General features: G+C 64.1%; 14 protein-coding genes, 1 tRNA gene and 2 pseudogenes. 13 read left to right on the top strand and 4 right to left on the bottom strand.

The features are described from left to right. Positions 1 to 8 precede the first annotated feature (8 nt). Entirely contained in the window at positions 9 to 2,162 is a 2,154-nt protein-coding gene (locus BMIN_RS00960) for a heavy metal translocating P-type ATPase (protein ID WP_022861484.1), read from the bottom strand. A gap of 305 nt (positions 2,163 to 2,467) precedes the next feature. Between BMIN_RS00960 and pdxS the strand changes: the two genes are divergently transcribed. From pdxS to pdxR, 3 genes are all read left to right on the top strand, one after another. Continuing rightward, positions 2,468 to 3,385 (top strand): pyridoxal 5'-phosphate synthase lyase subunit PdxS, encoded by a 918-nt coding sequence (pdxS, locus tag BMIN_RS00955; protein ID WP_022861485.1) that lies wholly within the window; start codon positions 2,468 to 2,470, stop codon positions 3,383 to 3,385. A 3-nt stretch (positions 3,386 to 3,388) separates the two neighbouring features. Beyond that, entirely contained in the window at positions 3,389 to 4,000 is a 612-nt protein-coding gene (gene pdxT, locus BMIN_RS00950) for a pyridoxal 5'-phosphate synthase glutaminase subunit PdxT (protein ID WP_022861486.1), read from the top strand. Between the two features lie 95 nt (positions 4,001 to 4,095). After that, entirely contained in the window at positions 4,096 to 5,592 is a 1,497-nt protein-coding gene (gene pdxR, locus BMIN_RS00945) for a MocR-like pyridoxine biosynthesis transcription factor PdxR (protein ID WP_022861487.1), read from the top strand. Positions 5,593 to 5,656: 64 nt separating this feature from the next. Here pdxR and BMIN_RS00940 read toward each other — a convergent pair whose 3' ends face one another. After that, entirely contained in the window at positions 5,657 to 7,594 is a 1,938-nt protein-coding gene (locus tag BMIN_RS00940; RefSeq protein ID WP_022861488.1) for a S1C family serine protease, read from the bottom strand. Positions 7,595 to 7,799: 205 nt separating this feature from the next. Here BMIN_RS00940 and tgt point away from each other — a divergent pair, with 205 nt between their 5' ends. The 3 genes from tgt to BMIN_RS00925 all read left to right on the top strand — a co-directional run bounded on the left by tgt (position 7,800) and on the right by BMIN_RS00925 (position 11,359). After that, positions 7,800 to 9,131, top strand: coding sequence for a tRNA guanosine(34) transglycosylase Tgt (gene tgt, locus BMIN_RS00935; RefSeq protein WP_022861489.1), 1,332 nt, complete (start codon positions 7,800 to 7,802; stop codon positions 9,129 to 9,131). Between the two features lie 346 nt (positions 9,132 to 9,477). Beyond that, positions 9,478 to 9,560 (top strand) — tRNA-Leu (locus tag BMIN_RS00930). Positions 9,561 to 10,243: 683 nt separating this feature from the next. Then, complete coding sequence (locus BMIN_RS00925) at positions 10,244 to 11,359, top strand: 5-methyltetrahydropteroyltriglutamate--homocysteine S-methyltransferase (protein ID WP_022861492.1); 1,116 nt, start codon at positions 10,244 to 10,246, stop codon at positions 11,357 to 11,359. A gap of 168 nt (positions 11,360 to 11,527) precedes the next feature. Here the strand turns inward: BMIN_RS00925 and BMIN_RS00920 are convergent, their stop codons facing one another. Further along, positions 11,528 to 12,574 carry an alpha/beta fold hydrolase gene (locus tag BMIN_RS00920; protein WP_051126392.1) on the bottom strand — a complete coding sequence of 349 codons (1,047 nt, stop codon included), beginning with the start codon at positions 12,572 to 12,574 and terminating at the stop codon, positions 11,528 to 11,530. 41 nt (positions 12,575 to 12,615) lie between these two features. Continuing rightward, positions 12,616 to 15,009, bottom strand: a complete 2,394-nt coding sequence (locus BMIN_RS00915) for a prolyl oligopeptidase family serine peptidase (protein ID WP_022861494.1) — start codon at positions 15,007 to 15,009, stop codon at positions 12,616 to 12,618. Between the two features lie 312 nt (positions 15,010 to 15,321). Between BMIN_RS00915 and BMIN_RS00910 the strand changes: the two genes are divergently transcribed. From BMIN_RS00910 to pknB, 7 genes and pseudogenes are all read left to right on the top strand, one after another. Beyond that, positions 15,322 to 16,020 (top strand): FhaA domain-containing protein, encoded by a 699-nt coding sequence (locus tag BMIN_RS00910; RefSeq protein ID WP_022861495.1) that lies wholly within the window; start codon positions 15,322 to 15,324, stop codon positions 16,018 to 16,020. A gap of 27 nt (positions 16,021 to 16,047) precedes the next feature. Beyond that, positions 16,048 to 16,584 carry an FHA domain-containing protein FhaB/FipA gene (locus tag BMIN_RS00905; RefSeq protein ID WP_022861496.1) on the top strand — a complete coding sequence of 179 codons (537 nt, stop codon included), beginning with the start codon at positions 16,048 to 16,050 and terminating at the stop codon, positions 16,582 to 16,584. A 4-nt stretch (positions 16,585 to 16,588) separates the two neighbouring features. Continuing rightward, entirely contained in the window at positions 16,589 to 18,160 is a 1,572-nt protein-coding gene (locus BMIN_RS00900; RefSeq protein ID WP_022861497.1) for a PP2C family protein-serine/threonine phosphatase, read from the top strand. Beyond that, positions 18,157 to 19,595: pseudogene (locus BMIN_RS00895) on the top strand (FtsW/RodA/SpoVE family cell cycle protein). Before BMIN_RS00900 ends, BMIN_RS00895 begins: the two are co-directional and overlap by 4 nt. Continuing rightward, positions 19,592 to 21,058 (top strand): peptidoglycan D,D-transpeptidase FtsI family protein, encoded by a 1,467-nt coding sequence (locus tag BMIN_RS00890; RefSeq protein ID WP_022861499.1) that lies wholly within the window; start codon positions 19,592 to 19,594, stop codon positions 21,056 to 21,058. The pseudogene BMIN_RS00895 and the gene BMIN_RS00890 overlap by 4 nt, the downstream one beginning before the upstream one ends. Then, positions 21,055 to 22,104: a serine/threonine-protein kinase gene (locus tag BMIN_RS00885; protein ID WP_022861500.1), complete on the top strand. Its 1,050-nt coding sequence runs from the start codon at positions 21,055 to 21,057 to the stop codon at positions 22,102 to 22,104. The genes BMIN_RS00890 and BMIN_RS00885 overlap by 4 nt, the downstream gene beginning before the upstream one ends. After that, positions 22,101 to 24,136 (top strand): annotated as a pseudogene (gene pknB / locus BMIN_RS00880) (Stk1 family PASTA domain-containing Ser/Thr kinase). Before BMIN_RS00885 ends, pknB begins: the two are co-directional and overlap by 4 nt. The last annotated feature ends 89 nt before the right edge of the window (positions 24,137 to 24,225 follow it).

The following is a 24,225-nucleotide window of genomic DNA, read 5'->3' as shown; positions in this document are numbered from 1 at the left end:
CGACGCCATTATGGCAGGGGTGATGGGCGATGGACCGCAGAGGCCTTCCCGCCGTCGCTTCCGGGAAGCGCAAGCGGGACGTCGATCAACACGGTCAGCGCCCACAGGATCGACACCACGTCGATGCCTTCCTGAAGGAACGCGCCCGCCACGACGGGTATGAGGTCGAAAGCGGCGGCGACCATGCCGAAAAGCGCCAGCAGAAGTCCTCCGACCACCGCCTGGAGCATCACTCTCATGGTTCGACGAGCTATCGACAGAGCCCGGTGCACGGAGGCGATGTCGTCGTTCATGATGACCGCCTGGGCCGAATCGGCGGCGGCCGTGGCGGTTCCGTCCGTCATCGCCATGCCGACGTCGGCGGCGGCGAGAACCGGGGCGTCATTGACGCCGTCGCCCACCATCATGGTGGCGGTGCGGGACCGGGAACGCCCTGCGCCGCCGCTGGAGACCACGGCGACCTTGTCCTGCGGAAGCAGATCGGCGCGCACGTCGTCGATGCCGACCTCATCGGCGATGACCCGTGCGGATTCGGCCCTGTCTCCCGTCACCATGGTCAGATCCATGCCCATGCCGCGCAGCGCATCCAAGGTCGAACGCGAATTCACCCGGGGAAGGTCGCGCATGACGACGCGGGCGGTCAGAACACCGTCACAGGACACATACGCGACCATCTCATCGGGTTTCAGCGGACGCCATCCGTGGATCCCCCCGACGCCGTCGGCGTCTTGATCGGAGACGAAGCCGAGCCGGCCGACACGCACCCGGACGCCGTCCACGTCCGCCTGGACCCCGTTGCCGGCGTCCTCCCGGACTCCGACGACCACGGGGCGACGCGAACGCCCCGGTCTGCGGCGCGCCGCCTCGGCCCCGGCCCGGACGATGCCCTTGGCCAGAATGTGCACGGAGTAGGTCTCGACCACTCCCGCAAGTTCCAGAATCCTGTCGGAGTCCCACTCGCCGGACAGCCTCCGTGGCCGGGACGTCCCCGGAACCATGTCGACGCCGACGACGCGGGGAACGGTCGAAGTGAGCGTTCCGGTCTTGTCGAAGAACACATGGTCGACGCGCGACAGCGTCTCGAGTGCGTCCTGGCTTTTCACGAGCACGCCCGCCTTGGCCAGACGTCCCGTCCCCGCGACGAAGGCCACCGGCGCCGCTATCAGCAGCGGGCAGGGAGTGGCGAGGACGAGGACCTGAACGAATCGCAGCGGGGTACCGGATACGGCCCAGGCGACGCCCGCTATGAGAAGGGATACCGCGGTGAAGGGAAGGGCCAGCCTGTCGGCGATGCGAACCGCGGGGGCGCGCGACTCCTGGGCGTCCGCCACCATCGCGAGGATGCGCTGATACTGCGAATCGGCCGACACCCGCGTGGCTTTGACCGTGATCGCCGTGGACCCGTTCACCGCTCCGGACAGCACCCTCGCCCCGGCGAACACCTCACGCGGAACGGATTCCCCGTTGATGCTGCTCAGATCCAGGGTGGCGCTGACGCTGAGCAGACTGCCATCGACCGGCACGGTCTCACCCGGAAGCACGAGAACGACGTCACCGACGGCAACCTCATCGACGGGAATCGTATGGAAGTGGGCATCCGTCCCGGAGCCCGCCCCGGAGCCTGTCCCGGAGCCCACCCCGGAGCCCGCCTTGGACCCTCGTGCGGATGGCGCGTCCCCTGCCGATCCGTCGTTCCCCGCACTTCTCCATCCATCGGCGCCGCGCCCGCGAGCGGACGCTCCCACTCCTCTGAGCATGACCACATGGGCCTGACGTGGGGCGGCGGCCACCAAAGCGGTGAGATTCGAGGTGGCGCGACCGTTGGCGTACCGTTCGATGGCGTCGCCGGACCACACCATAAGGGCAACGGCCCAGCTCGCCCAGTACTGTCCGACGAGAAGCGTGGAGACGAGCGCCATGATGGCGAGTATGTCCACCCCGGCCCTGCCATGGAGCAGATCGGACGCCACGCCGACGACCATCGGGACCACCGTGGCGACGACCACGGCGACGACCACGCTCTGCCCGATCGAAGGAAGCCACGCCCATTGGAACGGCGTCTCCCCCCACTCCACGCCCCATAGCAGTGCGACGGGAAGAGCGGACAGGACGGTTGCCACAAGCATGGGCACCTGGGAAACACGATCAATGATGCGACGCATCGATTCTCCTTACGCGGATGTATCACCCCCGGAAAACTCCGGAGGCGGCATGGCACGCCTTGTTAACCCATCGACGGCACACGGAGGCGCTGCTCGATACACGGCGTAAAGATGACATCTTCAATTATGCTGACTTGTCCATCCATCAATGGCCACATGCATCATGGCCATGAATTGGCTTGGTACCACAAGGGTATGGTACCACAAGGGATTGGCTGGGTCCCAAACCTTCGGATTGGACCTGTCACGGCGAGCGCGACGACTTTAGGCTGACGTGCGGCATCATCATCACAGGAAGGACGATCATGGCTTCATCGCAGACCAACGACACCGCACGGGAACTTTCCGGGGCACCGGACAGAGCAGAGCTCAACCGCAATCTGGCGCAGATGCTCAAAGGCGGGGTCATCATGGACGTGACCACCCCCGACCAGGCCCGCGTCGCCGAGGACGCCGGCGCCTGCGCGGTGATGGCGCTCGAACGCATCCCGGCGGACATCCGGGCTGCGGGCGGGGTGTCGCGCATGAGCGACCCGGCGATGATACGCGGCATCCAGAAGGCCGTGTCCATTCCGGTTATGGCCAAGGTTCGCATCGGGCACATCGCCGAGGCCCGCATCCTGCAGGCCATCGACATCGACTACATCGACGAGTCCGAGGTGCTCAGCCCCGCCGACGACGTCCACCACATCGACAAGACGCGCTTCGCCGTGCCCTTCGTCTGCGGGGCGAAGGATCTGGGCGAGGCCCTGCGACGCATCGCCGAGGGCGCGGCGATGATTCGCACCAAGGGCGAGCCCGGCACCGGCGACGTCATCCAGGCCGTGCGCCACATGCGCACGATGGACAAGCAGATACGGCAGCTCGCGGCCCTGCGCGACGACGAGGTGTTCGAGGCCGCCAAGCAGCTCGCCGTGCCTCTGGATCTCGCCCGGTACGTCCACGACAACGGCCGTCTTCCCGTGGTCAACTTCGCCGCCGGCGGCATCGCCACACCCGCCGACGCCGCGCTCATGATGGAGCTGGGCGCCGAGGGCGTGTTCGTGGGATCGGGCATCTTCAAGTCCGGCGATCCGGCCAAGCGCGCGGGCGCCATCGTGCAGGCCACGGCTGACTGGCGCGACGACGACAGACTCGCCCGCCTGTCGGAGAACCTCGGCGAGGCCATGGTCGGCATCAACGAGGACGAGATAACCACCCTCATGGCCAAGCGTGGCGAGTGAGCGATGGTTCTCAAGGCCGAATACATCACCAAGGAACTATCAGGCAGACAGGACGCCGATGTGACGGGAATCCTCGCCGTCCAGGGCGCCTTCGCCGAGCATGCGGCGATGCTGGACAGGCTGCGCGCCCCCTGGCGACTGCTGCGATCCTCCGAGGACTGGGACGACTCCATCACCCGCGTCATCCTGCCGGGAGGCGAAAGCACCACGCAGGGCAGGCTGCTGCGATCCAGCGGCCTGTCCGATCCCATCGCCGCGCATATCGCGCTCGGACGCCCGGTGCTCGGCACCTGCGCCGGCATGATCCTGCTCGCCGAACGTCTGGAGAACGACGATTCCGTCTACTTCGGGGCCCTTCACGCCACGGTCCGGCGCAACGCCTACGGGCGGCAGCTGGGAAGCTTCTCCGCGACGGGGTCGTTCGGCGACATCACCGACATGCCGCTGGTGTTCATCCGCGGCCCCTATGTGGTGGACGTGGGCCCGGACGTCACCGTGGAGACGCGGGTCGACGGGCATCCCGTTGGACTGAGGCAGGGATCCATCCTCGCCACGGCATTCCATCCCGAACTCACGTCGGACACCCGAATCCACGAACTGTTCCTGTCGTTATGATGGCTGGTGATGGGCATACGCCGCCTTCGGCATCCCGGCACCATCATCATCACGTCCCCGGCCGGCCTCCCAGGCCGGTCGTCTAAGGCCCAGACATGCGCGTCACAGTGAACAGACACAGCGGAGTCCCGCTGTACCGCCAGATCGCGGGGGAACTGCGCGGTCTGATTCTGGGCGGACATATGGTGGCCGGATACCGCCTCCCACCGGAACGGTCCCTGGCCCACGACCTCGGGGTCAACAGGGCCACCGTCATGCAGGCGTATGACCAGCTCCGCTCCGAAGGCCTTATCGTCTCCATGACCGGCCGCGGCACGTTCGTGTGTTCCGAGCGGAACCTCCATGACCCGCGGCCAACGGTCGACGCGGGATCCGTTCCCGGGCGCACATCGCCCCCGTGGCCAATCCTCTTCAGCGATTACTCGAACAGGTTCACCTACCATGACATCGCCTCGGCGAACATGGCGCAGGACCCCGGCTCGGGAATCGACTTCGCGACGGGATCCCCCAACCCGAAGGACATCCCCGATGATCTGCTTCGACGCATCAGTTCGAAGGCCTTCGCATCCCACGCCTTCGACGGCAAACCCGAGTCCCCCATCGAGGGGTTCGACGAGCTGCGCGAGCTGCTGGCGGCACGGATGTCCCAACGCGGCGTGAGCTGCGGGGCCTCCAACATCATGGTTCTCTCCGGCTCCGAACAGGGCATAGATCTATGCGTGCGCACCCTCATCAACCCCGGTGACGTGATCCTCACCGAGGAATCCACGTTCTTCCCCGCGCTGCAGGCGTTCCGATCGGCGCAGGCACGAATCGTCGGGGTCCCCACCGACGGGGACGGCATCCGTGCCGACATGCTTGAGGCCTATTGCTCAAGGCTCCACCCCAAAATGATCTACACCATCCCCACCTTCCAGAATCCGACCGGCAGGACGCTACCGGCCGAACGCAGGCGGGCTCTGGTGGAGACCGCGATCAGATATCAATGCCTCATTCTCGAGGACGATCCCTATGGCGATCTGCGTTACGAGGGGGAGGCCCCAATCCCGCTGGCAGGCGTGGAGAACTCCGGATACGTGATCTATCTGTCCACGTTTTCGAAGACGGTGGCTCCGGCATTGAGGACGGGCTGGATCGAGGCCGATAGAAACGTCATCTCGCGACTGGCGGCGCTGCGGAGGATGATCGACCAGCGCACAAGCGCATCATCTCAGAGAATCTGCATCGAGCTTCTCCGGGGGGACACCATCGACCGCCATGTGTCCACCCTGGTCGAGACGTACCGCCGTAGACGCGACCTCATGGAGGACGCGTTGCGAAGGCGTGCGCCGCGGGGAATGACATGGCACGATCCGCGTGGAGGATACTACATCTGGGCCCGGCTTCCCGAAGGCGTCAAAGCCGAGACGCTGCTGCACGTCTGCCGTGCCGATGGGGTGACGTTCATGCCGGGCGCCATATTTTCGGTCGAAGCCGGGGACGACAGACATATACGGTTGAACTTCGCCCGTCCGGACACCTCGGACGTGGAGCGGGGAATCGAGATCGTGTGCACGCACGCCGCGAGAATGGCCGATGGCCGCGACGAATAATCGTCGCGGCCATCGTGCCCATCAAACCGCCGGACCGTCGCCCGACGACCCGAACCCGCCGGATCTACCAGAGTCCGAAGGGATCGACGAGGCCTCCGTCGTCTCCGCTGCTGCCGTCGTCGTTGTTGTTATTCTCGTTGTTGTTCTCGTTGTTGTTGCTGTTTCCGCTGCTACTGCTCGAGCTGCTGGTGGCCTCCTGCTGGTCCAGCGTCACATCCACCGTGATCGTCTTGCTGTCCCGCACCACGGTGAGCGTGACCTTGTCGCCCAGAGACGCGGCCCGGACGAATCCCAGCAGGGAATAGCTGTTGCCCACCGCTTCTCCGTTGAAGGCGACGATGGTGTCACCGACCTTCAGCCCGGCCTTGGCCGCAGGGCTTCCGGACACCACGCCGGTGCTTCCGCTCGAGGACGTTATCTTCGCTCCTCCACGCGTCACGCCATCCGCGGTGACGGTGTCGCTGGTGATGGTGACGCCGAGCATGACGTGCTTGACCGAACCGTCCTTGATGATCTCGTTCGCGACGCGCTTGACGAGGTTGGCCGGAATCGCGAAGCCGATGCCGATGGACCCCGCCTCGGAGCTGGACGTGGCCGTCGAAGCGATGGACGAGTTGATTCCGATAACCTGCCCCGCCGCGTTGAACGTTGGCCCACCGGAGTTGCCCGGATTGATCGCCGCGTCGATCTGGACGGCATTGGTCACGATCTGCGAATTATGGTCGTCCTCCACCGAAACGGGACGGTTCAACGCGGACACGATGCCCGTGGTGGCGGTGTCGTCGTATCCCAGAGGATTGCCGATGGCCATGACGGCCTCCCCCACCGCGAGGTTATCGGAGTCCGCGAATTCCACCGCCTTCAGATCGCTGGGAGGGTTCTCCAGCTTGATAACCGCCAGATCCGTGGTGGAGTCCGTGCCCACGACCTTCGCCGTGTACATCTGCCCATTCGCCAGGGTCACCTCGATGGATGTGGCGTCGGAGATGACGTGGTTGTTGGTCACGATGTAGCCCTTGGTGTCGATGATGGCACCCGACCCCTTGGCGGTTCCGTTCGAGAGGGTGGTCTGGATGGACACCACCGACGAGGAGACGTCCTTCGCGACGGCGGTCCAGTCAATGGCGCTTCCGGTCTTCGCGGAGGCCGTGCCCGATCCGGACGTGTTTGAGCTGACGCTGGACAGCGATCCCGACGTCGGCACCGTCACCCATCCCTGAGTCACGGCGGCATAGCCGACGCCCAGACACAGGGCCGCCGACACGAGGGCCGCGACGACCGCGACGATCACGTTGCCGGCCGTCCGACGTTGGACGGGTCGCCCGCCGTCGGACCCCTCGGGCATCTGCCCCATCATCGTGGGATCCTGCGGCCCCTGAGGCCCGCCGGGACCCCACGGCCCCTGCTGTGCCGGCTGTTCCTGCGCGGACGAACGCGGATCGGGGTTGTTCGTGAACGGATTCCCCGTGGGCATGACGTACGGATTGCGGTTGCCTGCGTTCGACATCGGGGTCTGCGACCGATCTCCCGACTCCGGATTCTGCTGGAATCCCATGGGTATACGCTGGGTCGGATTCTGCATGGATCCGTTCACACCATCCTGGCCCTGATTGGGAACCGGGGCGGTCGGTGCATATGCGCCGTACTGGGGAGCGGGGCGATAGTAGCCGTTCTGCTGCGGCTGTGGCTGCGGCTGTGGCTGGGACTGCTGCTGCGACCCATCATCCGTGCCCTGTGCCGGATACGTGGTTCTGTCCCATTCGGAGGACTGGGAGGCGACCGGTCGCTCGATTCTCTCGGTGGCCTCCGCCTCACCCGCCGTTCCCGGCGTGGTGTCGTCATCATTCCCGTTGACGCCGCTGACGCCGCTGACGCCGTTGGCGTCCTGATCGTCAGGGTGCGAGGCGTTCAGCGTATCCTGTTCGTCCTGTCCCTCGTTGCGCTCATCGTCTCGCGGCTGCGAGGGCTGCCCATTCCAGCCGTTGTTATAGTCGTCGGCCATTGTTGCTCCTTAATCATCGGGACGGTGGCGGTCCGTCTGGGGTCGGGAAGCTCCCCGCCGCCGCTGTGCTATTCACAGAGTTAAGACATCGGCTCTGGAAGTTTCCTGAACGTTCGTTGAAAGAATAAGTCAAGTTGCCGGCCAATACCCGCCATGCGTCCCCATACCGACGCACAACGGCACCCATGGCCCTACAGTATGCCCTATGAGAAGCGACTCCACGGCACCCAACACGCCTTCGACCACAGAATCTCCAACAGACGCGCACGGCGATGTCGAACACCGAGCATTTCATTTCGAAACCATCACACGACTCGACGATTCCGCCCACGGCAAAGGACGCGGCGGAGCCCGCTATGGGCGCACCGGCGTCATCCACACGCCGCACGGCGTCATCCACACGCCGGCCTTCGTCCCCGTAGCCACCCAGGCGGCCATGAAGGCGGTGCTCCCCGAGACCATGAAGGAGCTGGGCGCCCAATGTCTGCTGTCCAACGCCTTCCACCTTTTCGAGCGTCCCGGCGAGGGCGTCATCGACGCGGCCGGCGGACTGGGACGCTTCATGAACTGGGACGGCCCCACGTTCACGGATTCCGGAGGCTTCCAGGTGCTCTCGCTGGGGGCGGGGTTCAAGAAGACTCTCGCCATGGACGTGACCGGCATGAAATCAGACGACGTCATAGCCGAAGGCAAGGAGCGTCTGGCCTTCGTCGACGAGGACGGGGTGACCTTCAAATCCCCTCTCAACGGTTCGACGCACCGTTTCAGCGCCGAGATATCCATGGGCATCCAGCACAGGATCGGCGCGGACATCATGTTCGCCTTCGACGAGCTGACGACGCTGATGAACACCCGTGGATATCAGGAGAGATCGGTCGAACGGACCTTCCGCTGGGCGAGAAGATGCGTGGCCGAACACCGGAGGCTGACCGAGGAGAGGTCGGACAAGCCGTATCAGGCGCTGTACGGCGTGGTTCAGGGAGCCAATTACGAGGATCTGCGCCGCCACGCCGCCGAACAGATCGCCTCGCTGGACTTCGACGGCGTCGGCATCGGAGGGGCGATCGAAAAGCGGCTCATCGGAGACACCTGCGCGTGGATCGGCGACGCGATGCCCGAAAGCCGCCCTCGTCACGTACTGGGCATCGCCTCGGTGGACGACATCTTCGAATGCGTGGAGAACGGCGGCGACACCTTCGATTGCGTGGCTCCCGCACGCTGTGCGCGCAACGGAGCCATCTTCACGCGCGACGGACGGTACAACGTCAAGCGATCGCGGTTCCGCACGGACTTCGGGCCGCTTGAGGAGGGATGCGACTGCCACGCATGCACGCATTACTCACGGGCCTATGTGGCGCATCTCCTTCACGCGCGCGAAATCAACGGCTTCACTCTGGCGACGATCCACAACGAGCGATTCTTCGTGAGGCTGCTGGACGACATACGAGCCTCCATCGACGCGGGACGATTCGAGGAATTCCGCGACGAGACGCTCTCGCGCTTCTACGCCCACGCCGGCCGCGCATTCGTCGACTGACTCCACTCATCGGACGGTCCGTGCCCCCGACCACCCGGGCTCCCGGCCACCCGGGATCACGACCACCCGGGATCGCGACCACCCGGCAGGTCGCATCCAGCACCCACGCCATCCCGGATATCAGGCACCGCCAAGTGGGGCACAGGAATCCGTGGAGCACAGGAATCCGGACGAGGGAACCCCGTCAGGCGGGCGGAACTACCCGATGGGCGGATTTCATCCAACGGGCGGGTGCCACGACGGGCATCGGACGGACGGCGGACACCGCGACGGGCGCCGAATCCCCCACGTTGCGACACTCCGTCTTGCTCCGCACTCGTGACAGTGGTAGCTTGATAGCTTGTCTGCGAGCGTGGCGGAATGGTAGACGCGCTGTCTTCAGGTGGCAGTGAGTGAATGCTCGTGGGGGTTCAACTCCCCCCGCTCGCACGATGACGAGGGCCTTCGGAATGGCGGTATGAAGCCGTTTCCGGGGGCCTTTCGCTATCCACAAGTCGGAAAATATAACGGGGAACGTGACACTCTTCGCAACACTCTTCCATCATCACACGCAAACCGCGGCAACGCTCAGACCATGGGCCGTTGATTCCGGAGGTTTCCCCGTTAGCCGTTCCGATAGCCTTACGAACATAATTGGTTGTCGCTCACACGCACTGATTCAACCAATTCACGGGAGCGTACCCAAGGCGCATAAGGGTAAGGCGAAGAGGCGGCGGGACCACCAAAACAAAAAGAACTGCCGGGATGCCCTCGCCTTGTGGCACCCTCCAGCAGTCAGCGTCCGCACAGCAGCATCCGCGCGCAACGCCGGAACACAGTATAGCACATCCGCAATCGACGCGCTCTCATTCCCCGAGCGTAAATCCGAGCGCGGCCTCCGACATGCACTCCTGCCGCCCCCGCCGACGCACGGTCATCGACGCATGGTCATCGACGCAACCACCCATCGCACCGTCGTCACAACAGTCGCGCCGTCACTCCACCGTCACTCCACCGTCACGCCGCTGAGACGCGCACGTCCGCGCCACGCCACGCGGATTAGAGTGTCATTCGAACGGGTTCCGGCCTTTATCGGCCCACTCTGGCCATAACCTCCAAGGAGCATCAGAATCATGACATACCCGCAGCATCCTCCTTTCCGCGCCGACGTGGTGGGGAGCTTCCTCCGTCCCGAAGCCCTGAAGAGGGCACGGATCGACCACGCCGCAGGAAGGATCTCCGACGCCGATCTCAAGGCCGTGGAGGACAGGGCCATCACCGACCTCGTCGCCAAGCAGAAGCGCGCCGGTCTCCACGTCATCACCGACGGCGAATTCCGACGCGCCTACTGGCATCTGGACTTCATGTGGGGACTCCACGGCGTGGCCAAGGGAACGAATCCCGTGGAGGTCAAAGGATCCGGCGGCGCGGGCGTGTCCGAGACCGCGGCCGTGTGCGGCGAGATCTCCGGCGAGAACCATCCCTTCATCGAGCACTTCCGCTTCATGAAGGATCTCGAGGACGACTCCACCATCGCGAAGCAGACGATGCCGTCGCCCGCCCAGACGCTGTTCCTTCTTCAGGCGGGATCGGCGGAGAACTATCCCAATCCCTATTCTTCCGATGACGCCCTGTCGGACGCGCTCGTCGGCGCCTACGCGCGGGTGCTTCGCGACCTGTACGACGCCGGATGCCGCGTGGCGCAGTTCGACGACTGCACATGGGGAATGCTGGTCTCCGCTGACTTCAAGGACTCGGTCTTCGGCCGTGATCCGCTTGCCGTCCAGCATCAGTACGCGGCGATCAACAACGCCGCGATCTCCGCGGCTCCCAAGGGCATGACGATCACGACGCACGTATGCCGCGGCAACTACCAGTCGCAGTGGTTCTCTTCCGGCGGATACGGACAGGTCGCGGACGTTCTCTTCGGCGAGGAGAATCCGGAAGCCTACTATCTGGAGTTCGACGACGACCGCTCCGGCGATTTCGCGCCCCTCGCGAAGGTGACAGGCGACAAGAAGATAGTTCTGGGCCTCATCACTTCGAAGCGTCCGGCATTGGAGGATCCGGAAACCATCAAGGCGCGAATCGCGGAGGCCTCGCGGTTCGTTCCTCTTGACCGTCTGTTCCTCTCCACGCAGTGCGGGTTCGCCTCGACGGAGGAAGGAAACTCCCTGACCGAAGACCAGCAGTGGGCGAAGATCGCGCTGGTGCGGTCCATAGCGAAGGACGTGTGGGGCGAGGACTGACAACTCCTGCGGCACCCTCTCGATGGATCCGTCGGAAATCCGGCTTCCCGAAACGCCATCGAAACGCCATCGCAGTGACGCCGCAGTGACGCCGCAGAGCCATCGCAATAACACCCCCGCCACCGCAGCGACGCCCCAGAAACACCGTGCGGAAACCGTCGGTGGAGATCACCGCCGCGACGAGTGCCTCCACTCATCGCTTCCGATGATCTCCACTGACGGGGTGTCCAGAAAGGCCAGGACCTCATCCATATAGGGCCCGAGAACGCTGTTGGGCATGCTGAATATCTCATGCACGGATTGGGGGAACCGACGCGAATCGATATCGCCCCCGCCGAGCTTGACCTGTCGGACGAAGCGATTCTGGGCGTCGGTGCGCACCCAGACGTCACGTCCGGCCTGCAGCAGCAGCGTGGGCGTCTCCACCCGATCGCAGGCCGACTGCCTCAGCGTGGCCTTCGACATGGCGAGCGCCTCATGGACCCAGCCATACGTCGGCGAGTAGGTCTGGTAATGCACGTCGTGGAGGCGCTGCTCGTGATACCATCTGACGCGCTGCTCGCAGGCGCCCTCATACCCCGTCATGTCGAACTCCGACGAGAAGTCGTCATGCCCCAGAGCACGGTGCCTGCCCAATCCAACCATCTGGGCGCAGCCGACGACCAGCCGGGTGAACCACAGCGGCATTCCGGTGGATGGCGCGATCATGGGACTCGACAGCACGGCCTTGTCGAAAAGCGTGGGGAATCTTTCGATCGCCGCGGCGCCGACTCCCCCGCCCATGGAATGGGCGAAAAGGAACAGGGGATGACTTCCGCTGTAGCGTTGCCCGACGGTTTCGCTGAACCGCACCAGATCGGCCAGATAACGGCGCCAGTCATCGATCCACACAAGGGAGGGGTTGTCCACGTCGCGTGCGGAATACCCGTGCCCCCGATGCTCAAGCACGCATACCGAATACCCGGCCAGCAGAAAATACCAGATCAGCTCGGAATACTTGCGGGCGAACTCCGTGAAGCCGTGGGATATGACGATTGCGCCCCGGAAACGGGCTGCCGCGCCCTCCACGTTAAGATCATCGAATCTGGTCGCGTCATAGCATTCATAATGCAGGCGTCCGGGCGCGGCGGGGATGCCCAGTCCCTCGTTGCCCGGGGATTCCATCCATCCCTCCTCCCGGCATTGGTCCAAGGCCGGAAGAACCGTCGCATCCATGATCTGGCCGTATCGGAACTCGTCGATCAACGTCACGCCGGTCACGACTCACCTCCCCGCCCGTCAGGAACGTCGACGTCGCCACCGACACCCACACCCACACCCAGCGCATCACGCAGAAAATCCCGCTGCAGTATCAGCAGATTGCGCGCCACCGTCTCATCATTGGTCATATGCGTGATGCCGCTCAGGGGCAGGAAGGTGTGGGGCCTGCCAGCGGCCATCAGCGCCTGCGACAGCCGCAGCGAATGAGCGATGGTCACGTTGTCGTCGGCGAATCCATGGATGAGCATCAGCGGGCGACGCAGGCGCGGAGCATCCTCGATGATGCCATTGCGGCGGTAGACCTCCGGGTCCAATCCCAGATAACGCTCGGTGTAATGGGTGTCGTACAGCGTCCAGTCCGTCGGCGGAGCGCCTGCGCAGGCGGCGTGGAACACCTCGGGCGCGTCGATGACGGCCAATGCGGACAGGAACCCTCCATAGGACCATCCGATTATCGCGACCCTGTCCAGATCCGCCTCGGGGGCCGCCTGGGGCAGCGCGCGGACGGCCTCGATCTGATCGGCGAGGGTGACGTTCTTCATGTCGTCGACGATCTCGCGATCCCATAGCGGCCCGCGTCCGGTGGTTCCCCGGCCATCGGCGGTGACGACAAGGAATCCCTGATCCGCCCACCATTGCGAATCCCAGTGATACGCCTGGCTGAACACGGCCTGCTGAAAGCCTGGACCACCATAGGGGCGCATGAGAACCGGCAGCGAGGTCGCGGCCGCATACGGGCTGTCCGCACTCGGACGGGTGATGGCCGCGATCAGACGATGCCGGCCAAGCCGCGTGAATGTGGTGGTGGGAACGAATCCGGGTGTGGCGCAATGATTGGCGATCGGCGCATGGACGGCCGTGAGGCCCGATGGGTCGACACGGGTGAGAGTGTGGACCATGCTCGACTTCGGATGCTCCATGTCCCTCCCCGACAGGACCATCCCGTCGCCATGACGGCTTGCGGTCCATACCCCGGGACGCGACGACACCGGCAGAACCGTCCCGGGACGGCCGTCCGCATAGTCGACGGTCGCCACGTCCATGCTGCGGGCATCATGACGGTCGGCGTCATCGGCCCACGGCCCGCACACCCCGACTCCCTCGCGCGCAGTGCGCTGGACGACCACCAGCACATCGCTCTCCCCCACATCGAGAAGCTCCCTGATCTGCCAGCCCTCGGGAGTGAAGGGAACGCCATCGAGGGTGAGCCGGTTGGTGTCCGACTCCATGTCGTTCATCGCGCATATCAGCCGTCCATCCGGCGTGCGCGCGGGCGTGCCGGGTATGAGATCGAGCCATTGCGGATTCTCATGGCCTTCAAGAAGCGTGGTGGACCCGTCGGGCCGCACGGCACGGACCTGATCACGGTTCTGCCGGCGGTTCTGGACGAGAATGACGGGATCGAAGGAACCGGTCCAGTTCACGGCGGCAAGGTACTCGTAGCTGTTCGCGTCCCATCTCACGGGATGCGATTCGCGCGGCGTCGCCGCGCCGTCCCCGCCAACCGCCAGATCGACCATCGTCAGATGGACGACGGCGTTATGCGTCAGCGCCCGCGGATAGCGCCGGGCGGTCTGCGCCGCCTCGGGGTCGGCCGGAGCGCTCATGTACCACACGGGCTCCTGCGCCGAATCGAAATCCTCCACCAGAACATGCCGTGAATCCGGCGACCACCAGAAACCGTCGTAGCGATCCATCTCCTCGCCGGCGACGAACTCCGCGAGGCCCACCGTCCGCGTGTCAGGCGCGTCGTCGGGAAGCGGCAGAACCGCGCTGCGTCCGATCACCCTCATGCGGTCGTCGACGTCCAACAGAACCAGGCGTCGGCCCGTGGAATACAGCACGTGCCGTCCATCAGGGGAGATGCGGGGGTTGAGGATCGGCGTCCACTCCGGCCCGGAGGCGACCTGGGCATCCAGGATGACGGGGTCGGTGCACTCCTGACCGGCCCGCCCACAGTCGTCATGGCTTCGTCCGCCGCGATCACGCTCTTGATTCCGTCCGCCATGGCTCCGTCCGCCGGCGCCGACCATGAACACATGGCCGCCAAGGGCAAAGACGACACGCTCACCGGCGGCATCCGCGTCATAGGACACGATGCCCGCCCCGCCCTCGCGCGCCCGCTCGCGCCGCGCCCTTTCCTCGGCCGGAACGTCCTCGGCTCCTAGACCGTCCAGTAGGACCCGTGGATCAGCAAGCAGGATCTCATGCCCGCCATGATCGTCGATCACGCTGAGCCACAGCGAGCACACGCGGTCCTCGGGGTCGCCGGAACGGAGGAAGACCATCCTCGATCCATCCCCCAGAGTCCTCGCCGAACGGGGCGCGCCGCAGGTGAATCGCATCGTTCGTGCCTTGCGCGCGGGATAGTCGGCAACGGCCCGACGCATGGGCCTGCCATCAAACTCTTCCATAGGCAATACGGTACCCACACCGCCACCCAGTGGAGCCACCAGCCAGTGGGACCACCGACCAGTGGGACCACCGACCGAGACCATGCCACCCGAATCGCGTTCTGCGAGCCGTGCTTCTGCGAGCCATCGCCGCGCGGCTCCACGGACACATGCGGCGTCCCGTCGGAGGCGGCCATGGACGCCGGCCGTCGGAGGTGCGTGTAATGGAGAAATTGCAAGCATCACAGTCCCCGGTTGGCCCATACCGTGAGCCCGCGTAGGATATGGTGAGAATAGAAAGGGGTCACCATGAGCGTTCTTGACCGTTTCGAGAAAAGCGTCGAAGGCGCCGTCAACGGCATGTTTGCGAAATTTGGCTCCAAAGACCTTCAGCCAGTGGACCTCTCCAGCGCCCTTGAACATGAGATCGACGCCAAGGCCATGCCACTGGGACGCGATAGAACGGTCGCTCCCAACGAGTACCGATTCAAGCTCAGCACGGCGGATTTCGACCGGATCGAACAGTGGGGAAGCGCCGCCCTGGCCGACGAGCTGGCCGACAACCTCACGAACTACGCCAAAAGCCAGCACTACGCCTTCGTGGGACCCGTTGTGGTGATATTCGAGGAGGATCTGGACCTCAGCAAAGGCAACTTCACCCTCACCTCCGAATCCGTCCAAGGAAACGCCGCCCCCGTGACCACCGACGAGCAGTCGCAGGACAATCCCGTCATCGAGATCAACGGCACGAAATACGTACTGACCAGCGAGAAAACCGTCCTCGGCCGCGGCTCGGACTGCGACATCATCATCGACGATCAGGGAGTGTCGCGCAGACATCTTGAAATCGACATCACGCCCAACGGCGTCGTCGCACGCGACCTGGGATCGACCAACGGCACCTACGTCGAGGGGCACAAGGTTCCCGCCGCGACGCTTCTTGACGGCAACACCATCACCATCGGACGAACGCGAATACTCTACTGGGCCTCTCAGGAGCAGGAGTAAAGCCGTCCGCCGCGGCCAATCGCACCCATGATCACCGAGCTGACATTCGCCATCCTCAAGTACGGATTCCTGGTACTGCTCTGGGTATTCGTCGCCCTAGCGATACGCTCCCTGCATCGGGACATCGCCAGCCTCAGCCCCCGCAAGTCCCTGTCACACCGTCGTCAGGAGAAACGCGCACGCAAAAAGGCCGTCACCGCTCCATCACCGGCCGCGGCGGGTCCGGCCCCCGTCTATCCATCCACATCCGAGATGCCGGAGGAATCGGCGGGCCCCACGCTTCTGGTTCTCATCGACGGCCCCGCCGCAGGAGCGTCGGTGCCTCTGACGGATCAGACCATCACGGTGGGACGCTCGTCGTCGAACACCGTCGTGCTCGACGACGAGTACGTGTCGTCGCATCATGCCCGCGTGTACAAGGATCAGGCCACAGGAAACTGGGCGATAGAGGATCTGGGAAGCACGAACGGGACCATCGTGAACCAACGTCGCATCGACTCCCCCACCATCCTTCCGGCACGAGTGCCCGTGCGCATAGGCGCCACCACTCTTGAGCTGAGGTGAGCGCATGACCGATCCGTCCCCGTCCCACAAGCTGTTCATGTATTCCACGACCGTCTCCGATGTGGGAACGGTGCGCAGCAACAATCAGGATTCGTCCTTCGCGGGCGAGCATCTGATTGCTATCTGCGATGGAATGGGCGGACACGCCGGGGGCGACACGGCATCGACGATCGCCATCCGCTCGCTCGCGCACGTCGAACACGACGATCTCGACGATGACGTCGCAACCGTCTCCTCCATGATGGAGACATCGGTTATGGCCGCGCATGACGCGATCGTGGGGAAGGCGAAACGCGACCGCACCCTCGCCGGAATGGGCACGACGGTGACCACCGTGGCACTGGTCGACAACTCCTGGATCCTCGCGCATATCGGGGACTCCCGCGCCTACCTCCTGCGCAACGGGCATCTGGGGCGCATGACGTTGGACCACAGCTACGTCCAGCATCTCATCGACACGGGGAGGATCACCGAGGCGGAGGGACGCAACCACCCCCAGCGCAATGTGGTGATGCGCGTTCTGGGGGACTTCGACATCGATCCGCGTCCCGACATCGCGATCCGCGCGGCGCGTCCCGGCGACCGCTGGCTCCTGTGCTCGGATGGCCTTTGCGGCGTGCTCGAGGACTCAACCATCGAGCAGATCCTCACGGATACGGCCAGCCTCGAAGACTGCGCCCAGATACTCGTGTCCCTGGCGCTCAAGGCGGGAAGCACCGACAACGTCACCGCGGTGGTGGCGGACGCCACGCTATGCCTTGACTCCTCATCCTTCGAAGGCCCCAGCCAGACGCCGCTGATCGGCGGAGCGGCGAGCGCCACACTCGAGCCCATCGCCGACATCGTCAACGAACCCGTGGCGAGCGCCCCTTCGCTGCGCGCCAACAACGAATCGCCCGCGCAACGCGCCGCGGCGCTCGCCCAGGACGACAAAAGCGCCGCCTCGGAGGCCCCCCGCATAGCCCAGCCGTCCGCGGTGCGCGAGAAATCGGGGGAACGCGCCAACCTCGACACCAGCGAGATACCCGTGGTGCAGAAACGCGACGGGAGGCTGACCGCCGATCCCAACGACCCCGACGTGGCAAAGGCCATCCGCAATGAGCAGCTCCGGCAGCGCCAGACCACCAGGAGAAGGCGTCGCCGCATCCGTCTGACCATCGCCGCGATCACGGTCCTCGTTCTGGCCCTGCTCGCGGCAGGAGGCGCCGCCGCATACCGGTGGAGCCAGTCGTCCTATTATCTCGGCGAGGACAACGGCGTCGTCACGATATACCAGGGCGTTCCCACGAACATCTTCGGACTCAGCCTGTCGCATGAGATCGAGCGCACGGACATTCTCGTCTCGTCCCTGCCCGACGGCTGGCGGGACCAGCTCGACAACGGAATCACCATGGACACGCTGGACGAGGCCAAACAACACGCCAAGCTCATCGAAAGCGAGGCACAGGACCTCAAGAAGCAGGACGACGCGGCCGGATCATCGCCGTCATCATCGGCCTCGGCATCCGCGAGCGCCGGCTCATCGAAGTCCGGCTCATCGAAGTCCAGCTCCACCACGAAGGACGGCACGCGATGATCGCCACACGCTGCCGTCAAATATCCCTGCTGCTGTTCTCCATGTTCATCAGCTTCATAGGTTTCCTTCAGATGTTCGAACGCACCTGGGGCGGATTCCCGGCCAGATACGCCGGCATACTGGCCATCGTCGCCGCGTTGTTCCTCGTCGAGTGGGGGCTGCTGCTCAAATTCCAGCCCTATGCCAGCCAGTCGATCCTTCCGGCCGTTCTGCTGCTCACGTCGACCGGAACGATCATGATCGCCAGAATCGACAAAAGCAACGGCACCGACGTGGCGTTCCGGCAGTTGGTCTGGGTGTGCGTCGCGCTCATCATGGTGGCCCTCATCACCGTTTTTCTTCAGGACTACCGTCTTCTGCGCCGGTTCTCGTATGTCAGCATGGTGATCGGTCTGCTTCTGCTGCTCTCGCCCATGGTTCCCGGTCTGGGCAAGCAGATCGGCGGCGCGCGGATATGGATCGGCATCGGCGGTCATACGATGCAGCCCGGCGAGTTCGCCAAACTCTTTCTGGCCTTCTTCTTCGCAGCCTACCTTTTCGACCACCGCGACCAGCTCGCCGTCGGCGGACGCAGGCTTATGGGGATCCAACTCCCCCGGATGCGTGACCTCGGCCCGATCATCGTGGTGTGGATCGCCTCGATGGGCGTCCTCGTGCTCCAGCATGATCTGGGGACGTCGCTGATGTTCTTCGCGATGTTCGTGTCCATGCTGTATGTCGCCACCGGCCGCAAAAGCTGGCTGGGCATCGGCTTCGTGGCGTTCGTGGCGGGAACCTTCTGGCCATCCGGCTTTTCGCGCATGTCGGATACCGTATCCAGGCATGGCTGCATCCCTTTGATCCCACGATCTACAGCATGGGCATCGGCGGTTCGGGGCAGATCGTCTCGGGACTGTTCGGGATGGCCTCCGGCGGGCTTCTTGGAACGGGTCTGGGACAGGGACATCCGGCGCTCACGCCGCTGGCCAACTCCGACTTCATATACGCGTCGCTCGGCGAGGAGCTGGGACTGGTCGGACTGCTGGCTATCCTCGTCCTGTATCTGGTCATCATCACCTCCGGTCTCATCACGGCCATGAAAATCAAAGATGGATTCGGCAAGCTTCTGGCGTCGGGGCTTATGTTCACCATGGCCTTTCAGGTGTTCACCGTCGTGGGAGGAATAACCCTCGTTATTCCCCTCACCGGTCTGACGCTGCCCTATATGGCCGCCGGCGGCTCGTCGCTGATGGCCAACTACATTCTGGCGGCCCTGTTGATCGTGATCTCCAACTCCGCCAACAAGCCCGCAGCGGACGTCTCCTCCGACACCTTCCGGTACGCAGCCCTGACGGCCCTGCGGGACCGTGACCGCGAAGCGGGTGCGACAGCACCGGAGCGGAAGCCCAGAATGGTGCATTCAGACGAGTCCACGTCCAAGGGATCGACATCATGAACAATTACCTTCGACAGTTATTCGTCGCCGTGGTCGTCCTTTTCGTGGTCCTTGCGGGATCCTCGACGATTATCACGGCGATACGCGCGGATACGCTCGATTCCGACCCCCGCAACGGGCGCTCGCTCTATCATGAGTTCGACGCTCCGCGAGGCGCCATACTGGCGGCCGATGGCACCGTTCTGGCCGAATCGAATCCCGTCAACGACGCGTTCAAATACCAACGCACCTACAAGGCGGGTGCCGTATACGCGCCCGTCACCGGCTACTTCTCCATCAGCCAGAACGCCGACCGCGGCATCGAGGCGTCACGCGGCAAACTTCTGAGCGGGCAATCGAACACGCTGTTCTGGCAGAAGTTCAAATCGTTGTTCACGGGGGGAGAGAGCCAGGGGGCATCCATCGAGACGTCCATCGATCCCAAGCTGCAGACCCTCGCCTATAATCTGCTCAAGAACGAGGACGCGTCGCTTGTGGCCATCGAGCCCAGCACCGGACGCATCAGGGCCATGGTCAGCACCCCCAGCTACGACCCCAACCAGCTGGTATCCCACGACACGTCGAAAGTCAACAAGGCCTACGCATCCCTGACCGGCGATTCGCTCAATCCCATGCTCAACCGTGCCACATCGCAGCTCTATCCTCCCGGGTCCACGTTCAAAACCGTGGTCGCGGCCGCGGCGCTGGAAAGCGGAAAATACACGACCAGCAGCAGCATCCCGGCCGGTTCAAGCTACACGCTTCCCGGCACGATGACGGAACTGACCAATGTGGCCTATCAGGCCAACGGCGTGAACGGGAAGATCTCGTTGGAGGACGCCATGGCGTATTCGTCCAACACGGCGTTCGCACAGCTGGGCGTGAAGCTGGGAGACGCCGCCATCGCCGCTCAGGCGAAGAAACTGGGTTTCGGATCCTCCATCACCCTTGACGGCTCGAACTCCACGGGACTGCCCATCAAGGCCATATCCTCGACCTTCCCCACGGGCATCACCGAGGACAAGCTCGCGCTGGCGTCGATCGGTCAGGGCGACACGCTGGAGACGCCGATGCAGAACGCCATGATCGCGGCCGCGATCGCCAACAAGGGCACGCTTATGCAGCCGACTCTGGTGGATTGCGTACGTTCAAGCGATCTCTCCGTCCTCTCGCAGACATCGCCGACCGTGATGTCCAAGGCGTTCAGCGAAAGCACCGCGAGCCAGCTGACGACCATGATGGAGGCTGTGGTATCGAAGGAGTTCACGACGCTGTCCATCGATGGAGTCAAGGTCGCCGCCAAAACCGGAACGGCGCAGATCGGATCGGACAACAGTTCCATCGACGGATGGGTCATGGGGTTCGCCCCCGCGGACGACCCGAAGATCGCCGTCGCCGTCGTCATCCACAATGTTGATGAGCTGGCATCCTATTCAGTGGGACCAGTGATGAAACAGGTGATGGAGGAGGCGCTCAAGGAATGAAACTCATCGAGGGGCAGCTCATCCATGGGCGATACCGCCTCGACCATCGCCTTGCCCAGGGGGGCATGGGCGAGGTCTGGAAGGGCTACGACATCCAGCTTGAGCGTCCGGTGGCGATCAAGGCGCTGCGCGGTGACACCGGAGACGTCGAGGTCAAGCTCCGTCGGCTGCGGACGGAGGCCCACAATTCGGCCAACCTCGCGCATCCCAACATCGCGGCCCTGTTCGAATACTACGAGCACAACGGCATCGGATTCCTCATCATGGAGTACGTCCCCAGCAAATCCCTGGCGGACATCTACCATGAGCGCGGGGCGATACCCCCCACCGAGCTTCTGCCCATTCTCATGCAGACCGCCCGAGGGCTTTTCGTGGCTCATTCGCACGGCGTCATCCACCGCGACGTCAAACCGGCCAATATCATGGTCGCCGACGACGGCGAGGTCAAGATCACCGATTTCGGGGTCTCCTACTCGACCAATCAGGAGCAGATAACACAGGATGGGATGGTCGTGGGGACGGCGCAATACATATCTCCCGAACAGGCGCAAGGGAAACAGGCGACACCCCAGTCCGACATCTATTCGCTGGGCGTGGTGGCCTACGAGGGGCTGTGCGGACACCGTCCCTTCACCGGCACCACGGCGGTCGACATCGCCGCCGCCCACGTCAACGACGTGGTCCCGCCGCTTCCCGATAGCGTGGATCTGCAGCTCAATCTGTTCGTCATGTCCATGCTGTCCAAGGATCCCCGGGACCGCCCGCAGGACGCCCTGGTCGTATCACGAACGCTGTCGCGCATCGAACGGCGTCTGCTGGACGAGGAGACGCCCGTGGGAGACGATTCCGCCCTGGCGAATCAGGGCACGGGCCATGCACGCGTCGTCTCCAGCTCACCGCACCAGGGGACGCTGCTGCAGCGCCCGCAGTCAGCATCGTCCGACGATGATGGTGACTCGCTTCCCGACGACCACGCGTCACAACCACGCACACACCGCCACGCAACGCCGGCCCACGCACGGATCGACTGGAAGGAACAGCAATGAACAGCATCATGCCATCGTCATTGGCTAACGGACGATACCAGCTCGGCCAGCTCATCGGCAGAGGCGGGATGGCCGAGGTGCGTCAGGCCACCGACACCCGTCTGGGCCGTACCGTCGCGATCAAGATCATGCGGTCCGACCTCGCGAACGACGAGATATTCCTGTCACGTTTCCGTCGCGAGGCCCACTCCGTCGCGCAGATGAACAACCCGAACATCGTCAACATCTATGACTCCGGCGAGGAGAACGTCACCGACGGCAACGGGCACAGCGAGCATCTCCCCTATCTGGTGATGGAATACGTCAAGGGTCAGACCTACGGGACATCATCCACGCCAACGGCGCACTCACCCAACGCGACGCCGCGCAGGTGATGGTCGGGGTTCTCAACGCCTTGGAGTACTCCCACAGGATGGGGATCATCCACCGTGACATCAAGCCCGGCAACATCATGATCTCCGAGCAGGGCATCGTGAAGGTCATGGACTTCGGCATCGCCCGCGCGCTTGACGATTCGGCCGCCACCATGACCCAATCCCAGGGGGTCGTCGGAACCGCGCAATACCTCTCCCCGGAGCAGGCGCGCGGCGAGAACGTCGACATGCGATCGGACCTGTACTCGGCCGGATGCGTCCTGTACGAGATGCTTACCGGGAAGCCCCCGTTCACCGGCGACTCCGCCGTCGCCATCGCCTACCAGCACGTATCCGAGGTGGCCACACCTCCCAGCGCCATCATTCCCGGTCTTCCTTCGATGTGGGACAAGATCTGCGCGAAGGCCATGGCTAAGGACCGACAGAACCGGTATGCCACGGCCACCGAGTTCCGTGCCGACATCCTTGCGTTCATGAACGGCGGGGTTCCGACAGCGGCCGATTTCAATCCCCTGACCGATCTCTCCGCCACAAAGGCGATGGACGCGGGGAACCAGACCGGCGCGACCCAGGCCTTCCCGGGCGAAACCACTTCCACGCAGGCGTTCAACCCCCTGATGGAGGAGTTCGCCGACCCCGTTCCCGCCGCCGAGACGCGGACGGCCCAGCGCACACAGACCAAGCGTCGCAAGAGGATCATCATCGGCAGCGTCATCGCGGGCCTGGTGGTCGTGGCGCTGATCGTCGCGGGAATCATCATGGTGAATCGATCCAATGCGGAGAAGAACGCCATGGTGACGGTGCCGACGTTCAGCCAATCCAGCACCGAGGCCGCCGTCAGGAAGAAGCTGGAGGCTCTGGGCCTGGTTCTGTCGTCCAAGACGGACACCGACTCGACGCTTCCGGCCGGAAACGTGACCAAGCAGCGTCCGACCGCCGGGACCCAGGTTAAGAAGGGCTCCACCGTCACCGTATGGTTCTCGGCCGGCCCGCAATCCGTCACGGTTCCCACGGTCAAGGGCATGACCCAGGACGAGGCGCGCAAGGCTCTGGAGGCCGCTGGGTTCGAGGTGGGGTCAAGCACCCAGACCGAGGACAGCGCCGACGTGGCGAAGGACCATGTGACCCGCACGAATCCCGATGCCGGGACGTCGGCCGAGAAGGGATCGACGATTCTGCTGTACATATCGTCGGGAATGACGCAGGTTCCCGACGGACTGACCGGGCAGAGCAAGGACTCCGCCCTCTCGACGCTTCACGATCAGGGATTCAACACGAACGTCGAAGAGGAATATTCCGACACCGTCGCATCCGGCAAGGTCACGCGCACCAATCCCGCATCCGGCTCGACCGTGGAGCAGGGGACGACCATCACGGTCTATGTCTCGAAGGGCAAGGAGCAGGTGACCGTCCCGTCGGGCATCAACCTCGGAACCACCACCTACGCCGAAGCCAAGCGGATACTCGAGGCCGCCGGTCTGAACGTCTCCCCGGCCACCGGCAACCCCGCCGATACGGATATCGTCACGGCCATGTCGCCTCAGGCGGGCCAGACGGTGGACAAGGGGTCGACGATCACCCTCACCACCCAGGCGGGGTCATCACCGAGTCCCACCACCAGCCCTACCACGAGCTCACCGGCAACCACAGGCGACTGATGGTGGACGACCGACGCCAACCACACATAGAACTGACACACATAGCTGAGGCATGACCATAGGCGGACGACACATGCAACGGACGCATG

It is taken from the genome of Bifidobacterium minimum (assembly GCF_000741645.1).
GTDB lineage: Bacteria > Actinomycetota > Actinomycetes > Actinomycetales > Bifidobacteriaceae > Bifidobacterium > Bifidobacterium minimum.
This window is presented reverse-complemented; position numbering and strand designations above follow the sequence as displayed.

What these genes read in the sequence shown, in the direction of transcription:
- BMIN_RS00960 (WP_022861484.1), bottom strand. Translation starts at nt 2,162, where the DNA reads ATGCGTCGCATCATTGATCGTGTTTCCCAGGTGCCCATGCTTGTGGCA.
- pdxS (WP_022861485.1), top strand. Translation starts at nt 2,468, where the DNA reads ATGGCTTCATCGCAGACCAACGACACCGCACGGGAACTTTCCGGGGCA.
- pdxT (WP_022861486.1), top strand. Translation starts at nt 3,389, where the DNA reads ATGGTTCTCAAGGCCGAATACATCACCAAGGAACTATCAGGCAGACAG.
- pdxR (WP_022861487.1), top strand. Translation starts at nt 4,096, where the DNA reads ATGCGCGTCACAGTGAACAGACACAGCGGAGTCCCGCTGTACCGCCAG.
- BMIN_RS00940 (WP_022861488.1), bottom strand. Translation starts at nt 7,594, where the DNA reads ATGGCCGACGACTATAACAACGGCTGGAATGGGCAGCCCTCGCAGCCG.
- tgt (WP_022861489.1), top strand. Translation starts at nt 7,800, where the DNA reads ATGAGAAGCGACTCCACGGCACCCAACACGCCTTCGACCACAGAATCT.
- BMIN_RS00925 (WP_022861492.1), top strand. Translation starts at nt 10,244, where the DNA reads ATGACATACCCGCAGCATCCTCCTTTCCGCGCCGACGTGGTGGGGAGC.
- BMIN_RS00920 (WP_051126392.1), bottom strand. Translation starts at nt 12,574, where the DNA reads ATGGATGCGACGGTTCTTCCGGCCTTGGACCAATGCCGGGAGGAGGGA.
- BMIN_RS00915 (WP_022861494.1), bottom strand. Translation starts at nt 15,009, where the DNA reads ATGCGTCGGGCCGTTGCCGACTATCCCGCGCGCAAGGCACGAACGATG.
- BMIN_RS00910 (WP_022861495.1), top strand. Translation starts at nt 15,322, where the DNA reads ATGAGCGTTCTTGACCGTTTCGAGAAAAGCGTCGAAGGCGCCGTCAAC.
- BMIN_RS00905 (WP_022861496.1), top strand. Translation starts at nt 16,048, where the DNA reads ATGATCACCGAGCTGACATTCGCCATCCTCAAGTACGGATTCCTGGTA.
- BMIN_RS00900 (WP_022861497.1), top strand. Translation starts at nt 16,589, where the DNA reads ATGACCGATCCGTCCCCGTCCCACAAGCTGTTCATGTATTCCACGACC.
- BMIN_RS00890 (WP_022861499.1), top strand. Translation starts at nt 19,592, where the DNA reads ATGAACAATTACCTTCGACAGTTATTCGTCGCCGTGGTCGTCCTTTTC.
- BMIN_RS00885 (WP_022861500.1), top strand. Translation starts at nt 21,055, where the DNA reads ATGAAACTCATCGAGGGGCAGCTCATCCATGGGCGATACCGCCTCGAC.